The 16,001-nt window shown below is 61.2% G+C and carries 15 protein-coding genes and 1 pseudogene; 10 read left to right on the forward strand and 6 right to left on the reverse strand.

All coding sequences use genetic code 11. The annotated features are described in order from the left end of the window. Positions 1-130: 130 nt before the first annotated feature. From QC821_RS21195 to QC821_RS21215, 5 genes are read right to left on the reverse strand one after another with little or no spacing between them, the layout of a single operon-like run. Positions 131-1,381, reverse strand: a complete 1,251-nt coding sequence (locus tag QC821_RS21195; RefSeq protein WP_309725440.1) for a Zn-dependent hydrolase — start codon at positions 1,379-1,381, stop codon at positions 131-133. Between the two features lies 1 nt (position 1,382). Further along, entirely contained in the window at positions 1,383-2,564 is a 1,182-nt protein-coding gene (gene argE, locus QC821_RS21200) for an acetylornithine deacetylase (protein ID WP_309725442.1), read from the reverse strand. A gap of 31 nt (positions 2,565-2,595) precedes the next feature. Beyond that, complete coding sequence (locus QC821_RS21205) at positions 2,596-4,068, reverse strand: tripartite tricarboxylate transporter permease (protein ID WP_095619481.1); 1,473 nt, start codon at positions 4,066-4,068, stop codon at positions 2,596-2,598. 27 nt (positions 4,069-4,095) lie between these two features. Continuing rightward, a complete protein-coding gene (locus QC821_RS21210) occupies positions 4,096-4,599 on the reverse strand; it encodes a tripartite tricarboxylate transporter TctB family protein (RefSeq protein WP_309725448.1) in 504 nt (167 codons plus the stop codon). Positions 4,600-4,659: 60 nt separating this feature from the next. Then, positions 4,660-5,625 carry a Bug family tripartite tricarboxylate transporter substrate binding protein gene (locus QC821_RS21215; protein ID WP_309725450.1) on the reverse strand — a complete coding sequence of 322 codons (966 nt, stop codon included), beginning with the start codon at positions 5,623-5,625 and terminating at the stop codon, positions 4,660-4,662. Between the two features lie 176 nt (positions 5,626-5,801). Here QC821_RS21215 and QC821_RS21220 point away from each other — a divergent pair, with 176 nt between their 5' ends. After that, the gene (locus QC821_RS21220) at positions 5,802-6,725 is read left to right on the forward strand and encodes a LysR family transcriptional regulator (RefSeq protein ID WP_309725452.1); all 924 of its coding nucleotides are present in this window, start codon (positions 5,802-5,804) and stop codon (positions 6,723-6,725) included. A 187-nt stretch (positions 6,726-6,912) separates the two neighbouring features. Here QC821_RS21220 and QC821_RS21225 read toward each other — a convergent pair whose 3' ends face one another. Beyond that, on the reverse strand, positions 6,913-8,787 hold the full coding sequence (locus QC821_RS21225; RefSeq protein ID WP_309725454.1) for an autotransporter outer membrane beta-barrel domain-containing protein: 1,875 nt from the start codon (positions 8,785-8,787) through the stop codon (positions 6,913-6,915). 762 nt (positions 8,788-9,549) lie between these two features. On the opposite strand from QC821_RS21225, the gene QC821_RS21230 reads away from it, so the two are divergent. The 9 genes and pseudogenes from QC821_RS21230 (at position 9,550) to QC821_RS21270 (ending at position 15,972) form a co-directional block, all read left to right on the forward strand. Then, a complete protein-coding gene (locus tag QC821_RS21230) occupies positions 9,550-11,316 on the forward strand; it encodes an SLC13 family permease (RefSeq protein ID WP_309725456.1) in 1,767 nt (588 codons plus the stop codon). Positions 11,317-11,368: 52 nt separating this feature from the next. Then, complete coding sequence (gene cysQ, locus QC821_RS21235) at positions 11,369-12,196, forward strand: 3'(2'),5'-bisphosphate nucleotidase CysQ (RefSeq protein ID WP_309725458.1); 828 nt, start codon at positions 11,369-11,371, stop codon at positions 12,194-12,196. A 77-nt stretch (positions 12,197-12,273) separates the two neighbouring features. Beyond that, complete coding sequence (locus tag QC821_RS21240; RefSeq protein ID WP_309725460.1) at positions 12,274-12,522, forward strand: hypothetical protein; 249 nt, start codon at positions 12,274-12,276, stop codon at positions 12,520-12,522. Further along, a complete protein-coding gene (locus QC821_RS21245; protein ID WP_309725462.1) occupies positions 12,509-12,790 on the forward strand; it encodes a type II toxin-antitoxin system VapC family toxin in 282 nt (93 codons plus the stop codon). Before QC821_RS21240 ends, QC821_RS21245 begins: the two co-directional genes overlap by 14 nt. Before the next feature lie 158 nt (positions 12,791-12,948). After that, positions 12,949-13,044: pseudogene (locus tag QC821_RS21250) on the forward strand (sulfate adenylyltransferase subunit CysD); the annotation flags it as partial. Positions 13,045-13,119: 75 nt separating this feature from the next. Further along, positions 13,120-13,239: a hypothetical protein gene (locus QC821_RS21255; RefSeq protein WP_422720139.1), complete on the forward strand. Its 120-nt coding sequence runs from the start codon at positions 13,120-13,122 to the stop codon at positions 13,237-13,239. 52 nt (positions 13,240-13,291) lie between these two features. Continuing rightward, the gene (gene wecB, locus QC821_RS21260; RefSeq protein ID WP_422720140.1) at positions 13,292-14,428 is read left to right on the forward strand and encodes a non-hydrolyzing UDP-N-acetylglucosamine 2-epimerase; all 1,137 of its coding nucleotides are present in this window, start codon (positions 13,292-13,294) and stop codon (positions 14,426-14,428) included. A 15-nt stretch (positions 14,429-14,443) separates the two neighbouring features. Further along, positions 14,444-15,751, forward strand: a complete 1,308-nt coding sequence (wecC, locus tag QC821_RS21265) for a UDP-N-acetyl-D-mannosamine dehydrogenase (RefSeq protein ID WP_309725466.1) — start codon at positions 14,444-14,446, stop codon at positions 15,749-15,751. 2 nt (positions 15,752-15,753) lie between these two features. Further along, a complete protein-coding gene (locus tag QC821_RS21270; protein WP_309725468.1) occupies positions 15,754-15,972 on the forward strand; it encodes an NAD(P)-binding domain-containing protein in 219 nt (72 codons plus the stop codon). Positions 15,973-16,001: the final 29 nt, after the last annotated feature.

Genomic DNA, 16,001 nt, shown 5'->3' on the forward strand with positions numbered 1-16,001 from the left:
TGCCACTAACAGGCCGGATATAAGCGTGCAGTCTCACCCCGGCCATGGCGAATCGGGCTTGCACAACGGGACGGGTCCATATAAGCGAATTAATTCGCGATGCAGCGCGCAGCGCTGCTGGCTGCGGCACTCAGAGCTGGTCCAGGCGTCGCAGCGTTTCTGCCAGCACCTGGCAGCCGTCGGCCGCTTGTTGGCGGGTGATGGATTCTTGCGGGCAGTGGCTGCGGCCGTCGCGGCAGGGGACGAACAGCATACCCGTGGGCGCGAGCATGGCCATGTAGACGGCGTCATGCCCGGCGCCGCTGGGCATGGCCATATGCTCGAGGCCCAGCGAGTCGGCGGCGGCGGCAATCTGTGCCTGCACGTCGGGCGAGCACTGGGTGGGCAGGCCTTCGCTTAGCGGGGTGGCGTCGATATCGACGCCGCTGCCGGCGAGCTGGCGCCGGGTCTCTTCAAGCAGGGGCGGGAAGAACCCCTCGAGCAGGGCGGCGTCGTTGCTACGCACCTCCAGCACCATCTCGACACGTTCGGGGATGGCGTTGCTGGCGTTGGGCGACACCGCCAGGCGGCCCACGGTGGCGACCAGGTAGGCGTCGCCCTGGGCCTGGCGGTTAGCCTCCTGCTGTATATGCTTGATCAAGCCGCCGGCCTCGGCCAGGGCGTCGCGGCGCAGGTCCATCGGCGTGGTGCCGGCATGGTCGGCCTGGCCGGTGACGACGATATCGTAGCGGTGAATGCCGACGATATCGCTGACCACGCCAATCGGCAGCTGGCGGGACTCCAGCACCCGGCCCTGCTCGATATGCAGCTCGACGAAGGCAGTGAGGGCGCCAGGCTGGCGCAGAGGCTCGCCCAGCGCCTCGGGCACGCCGCCCATGCGGCGGATGGCATCGAACAACCGCTCGCCGCCGGGCTCCTGGAAGTCGAGCATCGCCGGGCTGAGCTTGCCGACCATGCCACGGCTGCCAATACAGGAGACGCCGTACTCGCTGGGCTCCTCGGAGAGGAAGTCGATCACCTCGATGCTGCGACGCAGGCGTACCCCCGCGTCCTGCAGGCTGCGCACCGCCTCGAGGCCCGCCAGCACGCCGAGAATGCCGTCGTAGCGGCCACCGCGGGGCACCGTATCGATATGGCTGCCGGTGGCCAGCGGCGCCAGCGACGGCTCGCTGCCGGGCAGGGTGCCGATCAGGTTGCCGGCCTCGTCGAGGCGGGTGCTCATCCCGGCTTCGTGCATGCGCTCGCGCAGCCAGACGCGGCCCTGCAGATAGCGCTCGGTAAAGGCGCGGCGTGTCCAGGGCGCTGCCGGGTCGGTGATCTGCGCCAGCTCATCGAGATGGCGCCAGAGCCGCTCGGCATCGATCATCATCCGATCTGTCATGTCAGCGCCTCATCCAGTCATCGAGTTCATCGAAGAACGCCAGGCACTGGCCGAGCTGGTCGATCTCGATGAACTCATCGGGCTTGTGGGCCTGGCGAATCGAGCCCGGGCCGATGATGATCGAGGGGATGCCGCCGTCGATTTCGAACACGCCGCCCTCGGAGCCGTAGGAGACCTTGCCGCCGCGCGGCGGCAGGATCGACTCGAGTTGCTTGAACATCGCGCTGGCGGTGGCGTCGCCCATGGCGGGGTACGAGAAGATCTCCTGCCATTCGATGCTGGCAGCGGGGGCGAGGGCGCGCATCTCGGGCAGCAGGGCGGCCTCCACCTCATTGATGAGCGCCTGCATGTCGCCGCTGGCGGCTTCCTGGTCGATGCTGCGCAGCTCGAAGATGAAACGGCAGGAATCGGGGGTAACGTTGGTGGCCACGCCGCCCTCGACGATGGTGGCCAGGGCTGTGGCATGGGGCACACTGAAGTCATGGTCGAAAGGGCCCTCTCGCTCATATCGTCGCGATCGCTCGCCGATCATGGCGATGATGCGCGCGGCATACTCCACGGCGTTGACGTGCTGCGGGGCAAAGGAGGAGTGGCCGCCTTCACCGTGCACCGTGACCTGCATGGCGATCTTGCCTTTCTGGCCGTTGATCAGCTGCATTTCGCTGGGCTCGCCGATGATGGCCAGCGCCGGGGGCACCTCGAGTTCGGCCAGGTGCCGGGCAATCGCCGGGGCGCCCAGGCAGCCCACCTCTTCGTCGTGCGAGAAACAGAAGTAGAGGGGGCGCTTCAGCTCAGCCTCTGCAAAGGCCGGCGCTGCCGCCATCACACAGGCCGCGAAGCCCTTCATGTCGCAGGTGCCGCGGCCGTAGAGGCGGCTGCCGCGCTGCTCCATGCAGAACGGATCGCTCTGCCAACTCTTGGCGTTGGCCGGCACCACATCGGTATGCCCCGAAAGCACGATACCCGGCACGTCGGCGGGGCCCAGCCGCGCCACCAGGTTGGCCTTCTCGCCGCTGGCATCCGGCAGTACCGTGACCTCGGCCCCCAGCTCGGCGAAGAATGTCCGCAGATGCGCGATGATCGCCAGGTTGGAGTAGGCGCTGGTGGTATCGAAGCCGATCAGGTCTGCGAGGTGCGAAATGGCGGCATCGAGTCGCGGATGGGGCTGGGCACTGGCATGCATGGTGTCGAGTCCTTGGCAAAGAGTGGGGAGATCAGGCCTTGGCTTTCTTGAGCTGCTGGCGAATCGTGATCACGATGACGAACACGGCCAGCGAGGCGAACAGCCAGGTGATGGGCGATGACACCAGAATGCTCGGGTCACCGCGGGAGATGGCGAGGGCGCGGCGCAGGTTCTCCTCCAGCATCGGCCCCAGGATGAAGGCGATCAGGAAGGGTGCCGCGGGTATCGCGAACAGGAACATGAAGAAACCGAATACGCCCATGGCCAACAGCACGATCACGTCATACATGCTGTTGGAGATCGAGAAGATGCCGAACAGGCACAGGATCAGCACGATGGGCGCCATCAGCCCCGGCGGAATGCGCGAGATATGCGAGAAGAAGCGCATGGTCGCCTTGCCGGCGCCGAACAGCAGGATCGACGAGAACAGCATGCCGATGAACAGCATGTAGACCTCGTGAAGGTTGTTCTCGAACAGCATCGGGCCCGGGGTCATGCCGTGAATCATGAAGGCGCCGAGCATCACCCCGGTAATCACGTCGCCGGGCACGCCCAGCGCCAGCAGCGGGATCATCGTCGAGCCGCAGCAGCCGTTGTTGGCCGACTCCGAGGCGGCGATGCCCTCGACCTCGCCCTTGCCGAAATTCTCGCGGTGCTTCGAGCTGCGCTGGGCCTCGCCGTAGGACGAAAACGCCGCCGCCGAAGGGCCGATACCCGGAATCGCCCCCATCACCACGCCGATCATGCTGCCCTTGAGCATCGACTTGAGCGAGCGGCGCAGCTCGGCGCGGGTCACCTTGTTGTCGCCCAGCTGCATCGGCTTTTGTGCCTCGGTATTGCGGAACACCACGATCTTGAGCAGCTCGGGGATGGCGAACAGGCCAATCAGCACCGGCGCCACCGCCAGGCCGCCCTGCATGTCGACGGTAAGATCGAAGCGGAACGAGCCGTACATGTCCTCGCCGACGGTGGCCAGCAGCAGCCCCAGGCACGCCGAGACCAGCCCCAGCAGCAGCGAGCGCCCCGAGACCCCGGCCACGGTGGTCAGCGCGAACACCATCAGCATGAAGTACTCCGGCGGGCCGATGCGCAGTGCCAGCAGGGCCAGCGGCGCGGCGATGAAGATCAGCGAGATATTGGAGATGAAGTCGCCGGTACACGACGAGTAGAGCGCCATGTTCAGCGCCTTGCCGGCCTTGCCCTGGCGCGCCAGCGGGTAACCATCCAGGGTGGTGCAGGCCGCCGAGGCGGTGCCCGGCGTCTTGATCAGGATCGCCGAGACCGAGCCGCCATAGGTCGAGCCCTTGTAGAGGGCGACAAGCAGCAAAATGCTGGGGATCGGCTGCATATAGAAAGTGAACGGCAGCGCCAGGGTCACCGCCATGGTGCCGGTCATGCCAGGGATGGCGCCGATGATCACGCCGCCCCAGATGCCCGCGGCCATGATCAGGAAATTCTCGAACGTTGCGACCGCCTGAAAGGCAATCAACAGATCATTGAGCATGGTGTCGATCCTGTAATACGCGGTGCGTTATACGCCCAGAGCCCTTAACAGGCTGCCGGTGGGAAAGCGCGTATTGAGCGCGCTGGAAAAGAACAGGTAGAGGAGTAGCGGCAGGGCAACGGCAACGATCAGCGCGACCCACCTGTTTCGCCAGTAACCGGTGAGCACCAGCATGGCGACCAGCAGCAGGATGCTGGCCAGCAGGAAACCGAGCAGCGAGACCGCGGCGACGAACAGCGCGAACGCCAGTACCGACCAGCCGAAACGTAGCAGCAGGGTGGGCAGCGGCGTGTCGCCGCGGATCGAGCCGGCGTCCTCCGGGTCGGCGATGGCCTGGGTCTTCTTCGAGAACGACAGTCCCAGCAGCAACAGCCCCAGTACCATGCCGATGATCGAGACCGTCCGCGGCCACATGTCGGGCGGCGGAGCGAACCCGGGAATGAAGCTGGGGCGGGGCACATAGATGGGGATCAATACCAACAGCACGAACCCGAACAGCGCCGTTATGATCACGCCGCGTGCAATACCCATATGCCCCTCCCGATGCCTGTCATGGTTCAGTCAGCCGGCGGACGCCAGAGCGTCGCCGAGTTACTCCAGGTAGCCGAACTCTTCCGCGAGGCCGCGATAGAACTCGTACTGCTCCTGGGCATAGGTCGCCATGTCGACGCTGCCGATGGTCGAGATCGAACCACGGTCGTCGGCGCGGCTCAGCCAGCTATCGCTCTCGGCGACCTGCTCGAGCACCTCGTCCCAGGTGTTGACCACCTCTTCCGGCAGATCGGGCGGGCCGTACAGCGCACTCCAGCCGATCACCTGGCCGGCCAGCTCGTACTCAAGCTCCTCGGCGGTGGGCACGTCCGGCAGGGTATCCATGCGTTCCGGGGCATAGACCATCAGCGGGCGCATGTCGCCGCTCTCGATGTGCGGCATCAATGAGCCGGCGGCAATCGCCAGGAAGTCCACGTGGCCGCCGAGCAGGGCCGTAGCCAGCTCGCCGCCGCCGCGGTAGGGCACCAGCGTTGCCGCGGAGAGCGGATCCATGCCGGCGTCGGAGAGCAGCGTCTGCACGGTGAAGCCATCGATGGCGGTAGCGCCGGAAGCCGCGTAGGTCATGGCCCCAGGGTTGCCTTCGATACCCTCGAGCAGCTCCTCGACGCTTTCGTAGGGCGAGTCCTCGGCAACGGCGAGGATCATTGGCGTAGCTTCAAGCGGGCTGAGGAAGGTGTACTCGTCCCAGTCGACGCTGCTGTTGGCGTTGACCGCGGGAGACAGCGCCATGCCGACGCGGGCCAGCAGCAGGGTATAGCCGTCGGGGTCGGAGCGCGAGACGTCGCGGGCACCGGTCATGCCGCCCGAACCGGCCTGGTTGACCACCGTGATGGGCTCACCGAGGAATTCGCGGGCCGACTCGGCCAGCGCACGGCCGGCGAGGTCGGAGGCACCGCCCGGGCCATAGGGCACCACCAGGGTGACCGACTCCGACGGGTAGCTCTGGGCATTGGCGGCGCAGGTCACCATCAGGGTGGCGGCAGCCAGGCTCAAGGCACGTTTCATGTTCGTCTCCTTCATGTTGTTGTGGCAGACGCTCATCTGGGGAGCGAGGTATCGAGCCGTTTCAGCATAGGCAGGTATGAAATACATTGCAAAAAAATGCCTTGCTATGCATATTGCTTCTACTGGTGGCGCAATACTGCATGCCGCTTCCCAGCCATCAAGCGCCAGGAGAGCTTATGAAACTCAAGGAGATCGAAGCCTTCGATGCCTTCATGAAGCACGGCACCACCAAGGCCGCGGCCGAGGCGCTGGCGATCAGCCAGTCGATGGTCAGCCGCCTGTTGAGCGGCCTGGAGGAGGAGTTGGGCTTTGCGCTGTTCAAGCGCAGCAGGAACCAGCTGGCGCCCACTGAAGAGGCATTTCTCTACCACGCCTCGGTGCTGAGGCTGATGGCCAGCATCCGCGATACCCAGAAGGATGCCGAAGCGATCTCCAACAACCAGCTGGGCAGCGTGGTGGTCGCAGCCCAGCCGATCTTCTGCGACACCTTCCTGCTCGACGTGATCAAACGCTTCAAGGAGCGCCACCCCAAGGTCGGGGTGCGGGTGGTCGATGCCGGGCTGCAGGAACTGCTCAAGATGATCGACAACAATACCTGCGACGTGGCGCTTGGCATCACCCTCGAGGCCGATACCTACGGCGCCAGCGTCACCAGTCTGGCGCGCTGCAGCGCACGCTGCATCATGCATCGCAGTCACGAGCTGGCGGGGGACCCGGTGGTGCCCATCGTCAACTTGCAGAACCAGACCTTCGTCGAGCTGATGGCCGACAGTCCGCTGCGCGCCAGGGTCGACTACATCATGCAAGCCATCGACATCAAACGGCATATCGCCGCTGAGCTCAGGCACATGCGAGGGGTCTGCGCGCTGGTCGACCGCGACGTGGGCATTGCCGTCGTCGACCCCATCGCCGAGCTGTTGCTGCACGGCACATCGGTCGTATCCAAGCCACTCGACCCCGCCATCGAGTGGGAGATCGCGCTGCTCAAGTCCAAGAGCCGCCCGCTAAGCAAGGTCGCCGACGCCTTCTGCGACGAGATTCATGAAGAGATCGACACCCTCAAGGAAATGGGCATCCTCAAGCCACTGCATCGCGGCTGATTCCGCTCCCACATTGGCCTTGGCGCCACCCCCAGCGTAGGAGCGAATTCATTCGCGATGCAGCGCGTAGCGCTGCCGGGGTGGATCAAACCCATCGAGACTGACGTCTCTCCCACATTGGCCTTGGCGCCACCCCGTGTAGGAGCGAATTCATTCGCGATTGCAGCGCGCAGCGCTGCCGGTTCGGTTACCAGCGATAGGCCGCCGCCAGGCGCGCACCGTGTTCGGTTTCGCGGCCGGAGAAGGAGCCTTCGTACTGGCCGCTGATGGCTACGCTGCTGTGGCCCTGCAGTTCGCGCTCCCAGCTCAGGCCGGTGGTCACGTCGGCGCTGTGTACGCTGCGGTTGTCCGGGGTGATCACGAAGCTGCCGCCGCCGGTGTCGGCACTGAGCGAGGCCTGGGTGGCACCGCCAGACTGGGCGCGCATGCCCCAGGCCAGGCCGCCGGTAAGGTGGATCCTGGTGTCATCGGTGCGACGCATCACATGGCCGGCATCCACGCCGAGGCTGGTACGCCACACGTTCTGGCGCTGCGAGCCGTATTCCATACTCAGCGCCGAGTCGCCGTTTTCGGTATAGGCGGTCTGGTGCAGCCAGCTGTGCATCAGCCGCGCATTGGGCACCAGCTCCCAGTCGTTATCGAGATCGATCACATAGCTGGCGCCCAGCGCCAATGTCACGTCCTCGCTGCGGTTACTGCCTTCGACGACCTCGGCGGTGACCCCGGCAATCTCCCGGCGGTGCTCGTTGTCGCCGAAGCCGGCCATCAAGGTAGCGTCAAGGATTACCGCATCGCGCCGCCAGGCGGTGTACGCGCCAACGCTCACGCTGTCGATCTCGGTGCGCGCATTGGCGGCATCGTCGCCCTGTACGCGCCCCTGGCCCACGCCCATGAACAGCCCGGCGAGCCAGGCCTCGCTCAGCCAGCGGTCCATGCCCAGCAGCGCGCCGTAGCTGCGGAAGTCGTAGCCGTCGCCGCTGCCCTTGCTTACGTAGCCTTCGGCCCAGCTGCTGAACTGGCCGGGCGTGCTCGCCCCCTGATGGGAGAGCTGCGAGGCCATGCCCAGCAAGCCATCCACGGACTCGTGGTCGCCGTAGCGCAGGATGCTGGCATCCACGCCACGCCCGCCCATGGCCTGCCAGCCGTCCAGCTGCTGCTGTGCGGTGCTGCCGGCCAGGGTGCTAGTGAGGTTGAGATTGGACCCCATCTGGCCACCCATGCCGGTGCTGGCAAAACGCTTGCCCAGGGTGTTGAGCATGCTGCGGCTGGCGCTGACGTTGGCATCTCGTGTCCCGCTGCGCGACACGTTGGAGCTCATGCTCTGCACGAAGCGGGCGCGCTCAGCATCGTTGAGGCCGGCCTGCGCCGCCAAGGCATTGAGCAGCGGGCTATCGGGGTTGCTCAGGCGCAGCTCGCTCACCACCCGATCCAGGTAGGCACCGCTGGGCTGGTTGCGGCTGCCCGCTACCGGCACTTCGAACAGTGTTTCGATTATTTCTTCAGCCTCGTCGCCCTCCAGCAACACGCCACCCGGACCAAGCACGAAGAATGACAGCGGGAAGTCGACCAAGTCGTTATCGTTCGGGGTGTAGGAGAGGATGACCACCGTGTACTGCTGGCCACGGTCGAGACTTTCCTGAACGGCCGGGCAGCGGACCGTAGAGGTATTACCAGGCCGATTGCAGTCGTTGCTGGGTGGCAGGGTGCTGTCGTCATTGAATGCCAGCAGGTTGTCACCGGGTGCCTCGGGGTCAAAGCTGCCAAGGTAGACGATCATCGCGCTATCAAACGGGGCAAAGGTCTGGCCGAAGGTATACTCGCCAGCGGTATCGGGCGTGAAGCCCTGCGACACATAGCGATAGATGACCGAGCCAGCGCTGAAGCCTTCGTTGCTGAATCGAAAGTCCGTCAACGACGCTTGCTCGAACCCCACCTCGCCGATCGCGGCGTTGTCTGCCGTCAAGGTAAATTCGGTCAGCACGCCGGCATGAGCGGTGAGGGCGCTGGCGGCACAGGCGGCGGCGAGCAGGGTGCGGCGGAAAGTACGAATGGATGGCTGCATGAGGCTCTCTGAGTCTACGGTGTTGTTATATCGCTGTGTGCGTGAAGTATCGGCTGCGAAGCGCCATACTTTAGCCGTTCTGAGGCGTGCTGCTACGCGCATGGAGCCCTGCAGTTGCGCTTATATCCAGGCACTTGGCCCCATGCTCCTTGTACAGGAGCTGTATCCTTCGGTGTATGTATAAGTTATTGATAGGCGTGGCTTTGCCTCACTTCATGCAGCCTGTATCCTTGCGGGCACAACTAAAGTTAGGCGTTCAACAAAACGCTACGGGGGGTGGCTGGAGCAGATTTGCGCCACTCCCTAGAATAGTGGCGTCTCGCATCGCGCAGTACCGCCTATGCGATGTGATGGCCACCAACATAAATAGGCCAGTGGCAACGGAAGGCGCATAGTGAGTCATGAACCTCGTGACGAGGGCATGGGTCAGTAGGGCAGGACTCTCTCAGGGAGGGGAGGCAATCCTGCTATGGCGTCTTTTCGCTCTGCCGGCACACTGCCGATAAAAGGGCCCGGGAAAGCGTCCGTTCACAATCCCCGGGCGGTAGCGTGCCCGCATGGAGGTGGGAGTGGCGGCTTCAGCCGGGATGCAGCGCTGCCGGGCCAACCCAACCCCATCGTGACTGAAGTCACTCCCACATTGGCCTTGGCGTCGTCCCCGTGTAGGAGCGAATTCATTCGCGATGCAGCGCGCAGCGCTGCCCAATGTGCACCACCGCTTGCCACCATCAGGACATGACAGACCGCATGGCGTCTCAATAAATGGAAATTTCTGCAGTCATCACCCTCGTCACCGTAGTAGCGGTACTCGGTACCCTGGCGTTTACGCGCATCGCCCCTGACATCATCCTGATGGGTGCCATGGGCTTTCTCATCGTCAGCGGCATTCTCAGCCCCGGCGAGGCCCTGGTGGGGTTCTCCAACCCCGGGGTGATGACCATCGCGGTGCTCTATGTGCTTGCCGCCGGCCTTAAGGAGACCGGCGCCATTCAATGGATCGCCCATAAGCTGCTTGGCCAACCCACCCGCCTGCGCCAGGCCCAGCTGCGGGTCTTGCTGCCTACCGCGGGCCTCAGTGCCTTCATGAACAACACCACCGTGGTGGCGATGTTCATCCCCGCCATTCAGGAGTGGGCCGCACGCCTCAAGCTGCCGCCCTCCAAGCTGCTGCTGCCGCTCAGCTATGCCGCCATCATCGGCGGCACCTGCACGCTGATCGGCACCAGCACCAACCTGGTGGTGGATGGCCTGCTGCAGAGCCAGAAGGGCATTGGCCTCTCGATGTTCTCGCTGGCCTGGGTTGGCGTACCGCTGGTACTGGTGGGTGGCACCTTTCTCTACCTGTTCGCCGACCGCCTGCTACCCGACCGCCAAGGCGCGCTGGAACAGCTGGAGCAGGCGCGTGAATACGCGGTGGAAGTAATCGTCGCCGAGAAAGGGCCGCTGGTGGGCAAGACCATCGCCGATGCCGGCCTGCGCAGCCTGACCCACGGCTACCTGGCTGATATCGAACGCCACGGCCGGCTGCTCACTGCGGTACCCCCGGAAACCGAACTGCTGGCCGGCGATATCCTGATCTTCATCGGCGCCCCGGAGTGCGCCCGCGAGCTGCGCCGGGTCAACGGCCTGCAGCCCGCCAGCGGCGACGTGCACAAGCTCGACATCGCCCATCACAAGCGCTGCCTGGTGGAAGCGGTGATCGGCCCCGACTTCGGCGGCCTCAACCAGACTGTCAAGGCCTCGCGCTTCCGCTCACGCTACCAGGCGGTGATCATCTCGATCTCGCGCCACGGCAAGCGCATACCCGGCAAGCTCGGCGCGATTACGCTACAGGTGGGCGACACCCTGCTGCTCGAGACCACCCAGGACTTTGTCGACCAGTACCGCTACCGCAAGGACTTCCTGCTGGTCAGCGCGCTCAACGACTCCACGCCGCCGGACTTTCGCAAGGCACCGCTGGCACTGGGGATTCTCGCCGGCATGGTGATTACCAGCGCCACCGGGCTGCTCAGCATCCTCGAGGCCGCGCTGCTGGCCGGCGGCGCCATGCTCGCCACCCGCTGCATCACCGCCAGCAAGGCGCGCCGCTACGTCGACCTCTCGGTGCTGGTGGTCATCGCTGCCTCCTTTGCCCTGGGCGCCGCCATGACCACCACCGGCGCCGCCGCCCAGGTCGCCCAGTGGCTGCTGTTGATCGACGACCTCGCCCCTTGGGCCGCGCTGGCGCTGGTCTACGTGATGACGGTGGTATTCACCGAGCTGATCACCAACAACGCCGCCGCGGTATTGATGTTCCCCATCGCCGTGGCAGTGGCCGAGCAGCTTGGCGTCAGCTTCATGCCGTTCGTGATCGCCATCATGTTCGCCGCCTCGGCCAGTTTCATGACCCCGCTGGGCTACCAGACCAACCTGATGGTGCTGGGCCCCGGCGGCTATCGCTTTACCGACTACCTGCGCCTCGGCGCACCGCTCAGCTTGATCGTTGGCACCACTGCCGTGGGGCTGATCCCCCTGGTGTGGGGGTTTTAGCCACGAGCTGCCCGCAACGAGCCCGACGCCCGAATACTAAGGAGCCCTTTCCTTGACCGCTTTCGTATCGAACGTACTACGCGCCCGCCTGATTGAGGGCGTGCATGCCGCCGGCCGCGAGGTCATGGCCATCTATGCCCGCGACTTCAGCGTCGAGACCAAGGACGACCAGAGCCCGCTGACCGAAGCCGACATGGCCTCGCACCACGCCCTGGTGGCACTCCTGGAAGACCTCACCCCTGAGGTGCCGGTGCTCTCGGAAGAGTCCGCCGAGATCCCCTACGCCACCCGCCAGGCCTGGCAGCGCTACTGGCTGATCGACCCGCTGGACGGCACCAAGGAGTTCGTCAGCAAGAACGGCGAATTCACCCTCAACGTGGCGCTGATCGAAGACGGCGTGCCGGTATTCGGCATCGTCTACGCGCCGGTGCTGCAGACCACCTGGGTGGGGCAGGTGGGTGGCGAGGCCTTCAAGATTGCCCAGGGCATCTACGCCAATATTCAGGTCCGCGAGCTGCCCGACCCCGAGGTCGCCCCCTGGAAGGTGGTGGGCAGCCGCCGCCACGGCGCCGAGACCTTCGAGGCCTTCTGCGCTGGCCTGCCTGCCCATGAGTGCGTCTCCATGGGCAGCTCGCTCAAGCTCTGCCTGGTGGCCGAAGGCAACGCCGACCTCTACCCGCGCCTGGCCCCCACCAGCGAATGGGACACCGCCGCCGCCCAGGCCGTGGTCACCGCCGCCGGCGGCGAGGTACTCAACGTCGAGACCCTCGAGACGCTGCGCTGCAACCAGCAGGAGAGCGTGCTCAATCCGTTCTTCATCGTCTGCGGGCAGCGTGATGAGCGCTGGACGCAAGCCCTGAGCGCGGCGCTACGCGCCTAATACCACTTTCTTTAGTCCCTGTTACAGATAGGGTAATCTAAAGACTGGTTGCATTCGACATAGATAGAGGTGGTGTTATGTACGCTATAGAATTTGAAACTGATATCACCAGTAGATACCTGGAATTAAAAGACTACGAAAAGCTGGCCAATAAACATGCCAAAGTCATTATCCTGGTAGAAGATGATGTTGCTCTTGGGGAACAGGTGAGCAGCTCATTCGAAGAGTTTGAGCGCATCAAGGCGAACAGGAAGCACCTACCCACTGTCGATAAGAGTATCGATATTGATGCCGTTGCCAACGAGGCAAATCGTGATATTTTTTGACACTAATGTCTTGGTCTATTTTTCCATCAATCAAGATATGGAAAAGCAAGCCTTGGCCGATCAAAGGATTCGTGAAGCGCTATCTCAGCAAAAAATGATCATTTCACCGCTAGTGATGGTGGAATATATCTTCGTGTTGGCGAAACTCAAGCAGATAGAACACCAAACCGAAACTGTCTCCTTCTTTCAGAAATTTGTTAAGGGAGCGCTTGATGGAAAATCTATCTCAAGCCCAGCAGCCGAGTATGGAAGCACTATGGGACAATAACGAAGATGCGGTGTGGAACGATGCACCAACTTTGTGACGTGGTTCCGTATTCGATAATATCCGCGCCATTTTTTTCTTGCTGATTAGTCTCGTTCGCTTTTTCTCATCTTTAGCACTTCCAGCAAGTACATTTATCCAAGGTCCATTTGATGTCTGAAATCACACCCGAACGCCAGACTCACCTCAAGCAGCTCGAGGCGGAGTCGATCCATATCATCCGCGAAGTCGCCGCCGAATTCCGTCACCCGGTGATGTACGTAGACACCCGGCTAGATGTCTATAAGTAGCGCGACCCCAAGGGCCTGTACCAGAAGGCGCGGGAGGGCAAGATCAAGGACTTTACCGGCATCCACAGCCCCTACGAAGTGCCGGGCGCCGCCGAGGCCATCGCCAATACCGCTGAGCAGAGCCAGCAGGATGTCATCGACAAGCTTATGAAGCTGCTCTGAACGCGGAACTCACCACACGACTTTTCAAAGCGAAGACATACCCAATATGACGATCAAGACACTCTGCGTCTTTGGCACTCGACCCGAAGCCATCAAGATGGCGCCCCTGGCGCTTGCGCTCAATGCCGACGAGCGCTTTGACGCTCAAGTGTGCGTGACCGGGCAGCACCGCGAGATGCTCGACCAGGTGTTGGATCTCTTCGAACTGGCGACGGATCACGACCTCAACATCATGAAGCCCGGCCAGGACCTGACGGACGTGACTACCGCCATTCTGCAGGGCATGAAAAGCGTCCTCGCTGAGGTGAAGCCGGATATCGTGCTGGTGCATGGCGATACCGCCACAACGTTTTCGGCAACTCTTGCCGCCTACTACCAGCAGATCCCCGTTGGCCACGTGGAGGCAGGGTTGCGCACCGGAAACCTGTATTCTCCCTGGCCGGAAGAAGCCAACCGCAAGCTCACCGGTGCCCTGGCAGAGCTGCACTTCGCACCGACCGAGCGCTCCCAGCAGAACCTGCTGGAAGAGGGCGTGGCGCCGGCTAAGGTACAAGTTACTGGCAATACGGTGATCGATGCGCTGCTGGAAGTGGTGAGCAAGCTCGAAAAGAATGCCTCGCTCAAGCAGCAGTTCGATGAGCAGTTTGCCTTCCTTAACCCGAATCGCAAGCTGATTCTGGTGACTGGCCATCGCCGCGAGAGCTTTGGCGGCGGCTTCGAGCGCATTTGCCAGGCGCTGCACGATATCGCCACGCAGCATCCGGACGCCGAAGTGTTGTACCCCATGCACCTCAATCCCAATGTGCGCGAGCCGGTCAATCGCCTGCTGTCGGATATCGACAACGTGCACTTGATCGAGCCGCTGGACTACCTGCCATTCGTCTATCTGATGAATCGTGCCTACCTGATCCTCACCGACTCAGGGGGTGTACAGGAAGAAGCGCCTTCGCTGGGCAAGCCGGTACTGGTGATGCGTGAAACTACCGAGCGGCCGGAAGCAGTAGATGCAGGTACAGTTAAGCTAGTAGGTACGAACATAGAGCAGATCGTCAGCGAGATTACCACTCTACTAACCGATGAAAGCGCTTATAAAAAAATGAGTTATGCGCATAATCCTTACGGTGATGGAAACGCGTGTGGGCGAATAATCGATATGCTGGTGAGGTTTGACAACAGGAAATTAGACTGAGTATGAGTATACCCAATGGAGTTTAATAGAATTTCGGTAATTGGCTTGGGTTATATAGGTTTGCCCACTGCAGCCGTTATCGCATCACGTGGTATAGAGGTGTTAGGGGTTGATAGCAACCAGCATGTTGTTGATACCATTAATAAGGGTAATATTCACATTGTTGAGCCTGAGCTGGCTAGTATGGTGCACTCAGCTGTTGTAGATGGCTTCCTTCGCGCCACGGCTGAACCAGAGCAGGCAGATGTGTTTCTCATAGCGGTTCCTACGCCTTTCAAAGCAGAAGGCAATGACGATCATGTGCCGGATCTCTCTTATATTGAAGCAGCATGCAAATCAATCGCCCATGTGCTTCAGAAAGGCAATTTGGTAATTCTCGAGTCTACCTCTCCGGTTGGTGCAACTGAGAAAATGGCTCAGTGGTTGGCTGAAACGCGTCCTGATCTATCATTTCCTCAATACGCTGGTGAAGGCTCAGATATCAGAGTAGCTCATTGTCCAGAGCGAGTTTTACCAGGTAATATACTCCAAGAGTTGGTATCTAATGACAGAGTTGTAGGCGGTATTACTAATCGCTGCTCTACAATGGCTGCGGTATTTTATAGTATTTTCGTTAAAGGAGAATGCATCGTCACTAATGCACGTACTGCGGAAATGTGCAAATTAACAGAAAATAGTTTTCGAGATGTAAATATTGCTTTCGCTAATGAAATGTCGATTATTTGTGATGAGCTAGGTGTAGATGTTTGGGAGCTAATAAAGCTTGCAAACAGACATCCACGTGTAAATATCTTGAAGCCGGGGCCTGGGGTAGGAGGACACTGCATTGCAGTAGATCCATGGTTTATTGCCAGTCAAGCGCCTGAAAGCTCGCGACTTATTAAAACAGCTAGATATGTAAATGATGAAAAGCCAAGTTGGGTTATCAGAAAAGTCAAAGAGCTGGTGGAAGAGGTTTTGACAGCGACTGGTAAATATGAAAAAGACGTTCGAGTAGCATGTTTAGGTCTGGCTTTTAAAGCAAATATAGATGATCTGCGAGAAAGTCCTGCAATGGAAGTGACTCTTGAGCTATCAAAGACTTTTAAAAACCAAGTGTGGGCAGTAGAGCCTTATTTAGAAGAGCTGCCAGAAAGTTTATCAAGTAATGGAGCTAAACTGGTCGGGCTGAGTAAAGCAATGGAATCAGATGTAATTGTCTTGCTTGTGGACCATAAGGAAATTGTTGACTATCCCATAGAAGTTGGGCCAAATCAACGTGCCCTGGATACGCGTGGCGTGTTGACAGAAAATAAGGTGTTCGCCTTTCCGGCAAAAGGGTAGTTATGAAAAGTGACCTTATAAATAAACTTGATAATAAGCAAGCCGTCATTGGTGTTGTGGGGCTTGGCTATGTTGGACTACCACTTGTGCTTCGCTATTGCCAAGTAGGCTACAAGGTTTTAGCTTTTGATATAGATCAAGTTAAAGTTGATAGCCTTAATCCCGCCTCATTCATGAGGGCTCGATTCGGGCGGTCTGAAGCTGCTGGCCGGCGGCATTGATCATCAGGTTCCATAGCGCTGGCGTGATA

Source organism: Franzmannia qiaohouensis, assembly GCF_031451695.1.
GTDB classification, from domain to species: Bacteria; Pseudomonadota; Gammaproteobacteria; order Pseudomonadales; family Halomonadaceae; genus Franzmannia; species Franzmannia qiaohouensis.

Bases quoted from the DNA above. Each gene is read 5' to 3' on its own strand.
- QC821_RS21210 (WP_309725448.1), bottom strand. From the start codon at position 4,599: ATGGGTATTGCACGCGGCGTGATCATAACGGCGCTGTTCGGGTTCGTG.
- QC821_RS21220 (WP_309725452.1), top strand. From the start codon at position 5,802: ATGAAACTCAAGGAGATCGAAGCCTTCGATGCCTTCATGAAGCACGGC.
- argE (WP_309725442.1), bottom strand. From the start codon at position 2,564: ATGCATGCCAGTGCCCAGCCCCATCCGCGACTCGATGCCGCCATTTCG.
- QC821_RS21225 (WP_309725454.1), bottom strand. From the start codon at position 8,787: ATGCAGCCATCCATTCGTACTTTCCGCCGCACCCTGCTCGCCGCCGCC.
- QC821_RS21195 (WP_309725440.1), bottom strand. From the start codon at position 1,381: ATGACAGATCGGATGATGATCGATGCCGAGCGGCTCTGGCGCCATCTC.
- QC821_RS21205 (WP_095619481.1), bottom strand. From the start codon at position 4,068: ATGCTCAATGATCTGTTGATTGCCTTTCAGGCGGTCGCAACGTTCGAG.
- QC821_RS21240 (WP_309725460.1), top strand. From the start codon at position 12,274: ATGTACGCTATAGAATTTGAAACTGATATCACCAGTAGATACCTGGAA.
- QC821_RS21270 (WP_309725468.1), top strand. From the start codon at position 15,754: ATGAAAAGTGACCTTATAAATAAACTTGATAATAAGCAAGCCGTCATT.
- QC821_RS21215 (WP_309725450.1), bottom strand. From the start codon at position 5,625: ATGAAACGTGCCTTGAGCCTGGCTGCCGCCACCCTGATGGTGACCTGC.
- wecC (WP_309725466.1), top strand. From the start codon at position 14,444: ATGGAGTTTAATAGAATTTCGGTAATTGGCTTGGGTTATATAGGTTTG.
- QC821_RS21230 (WP_309725456.1), top strand. From the start codon at position 9,550: ATGGAAATTTCTGCAGTCATCACCCTCGTCACCGTAGTAGCGGTACTC.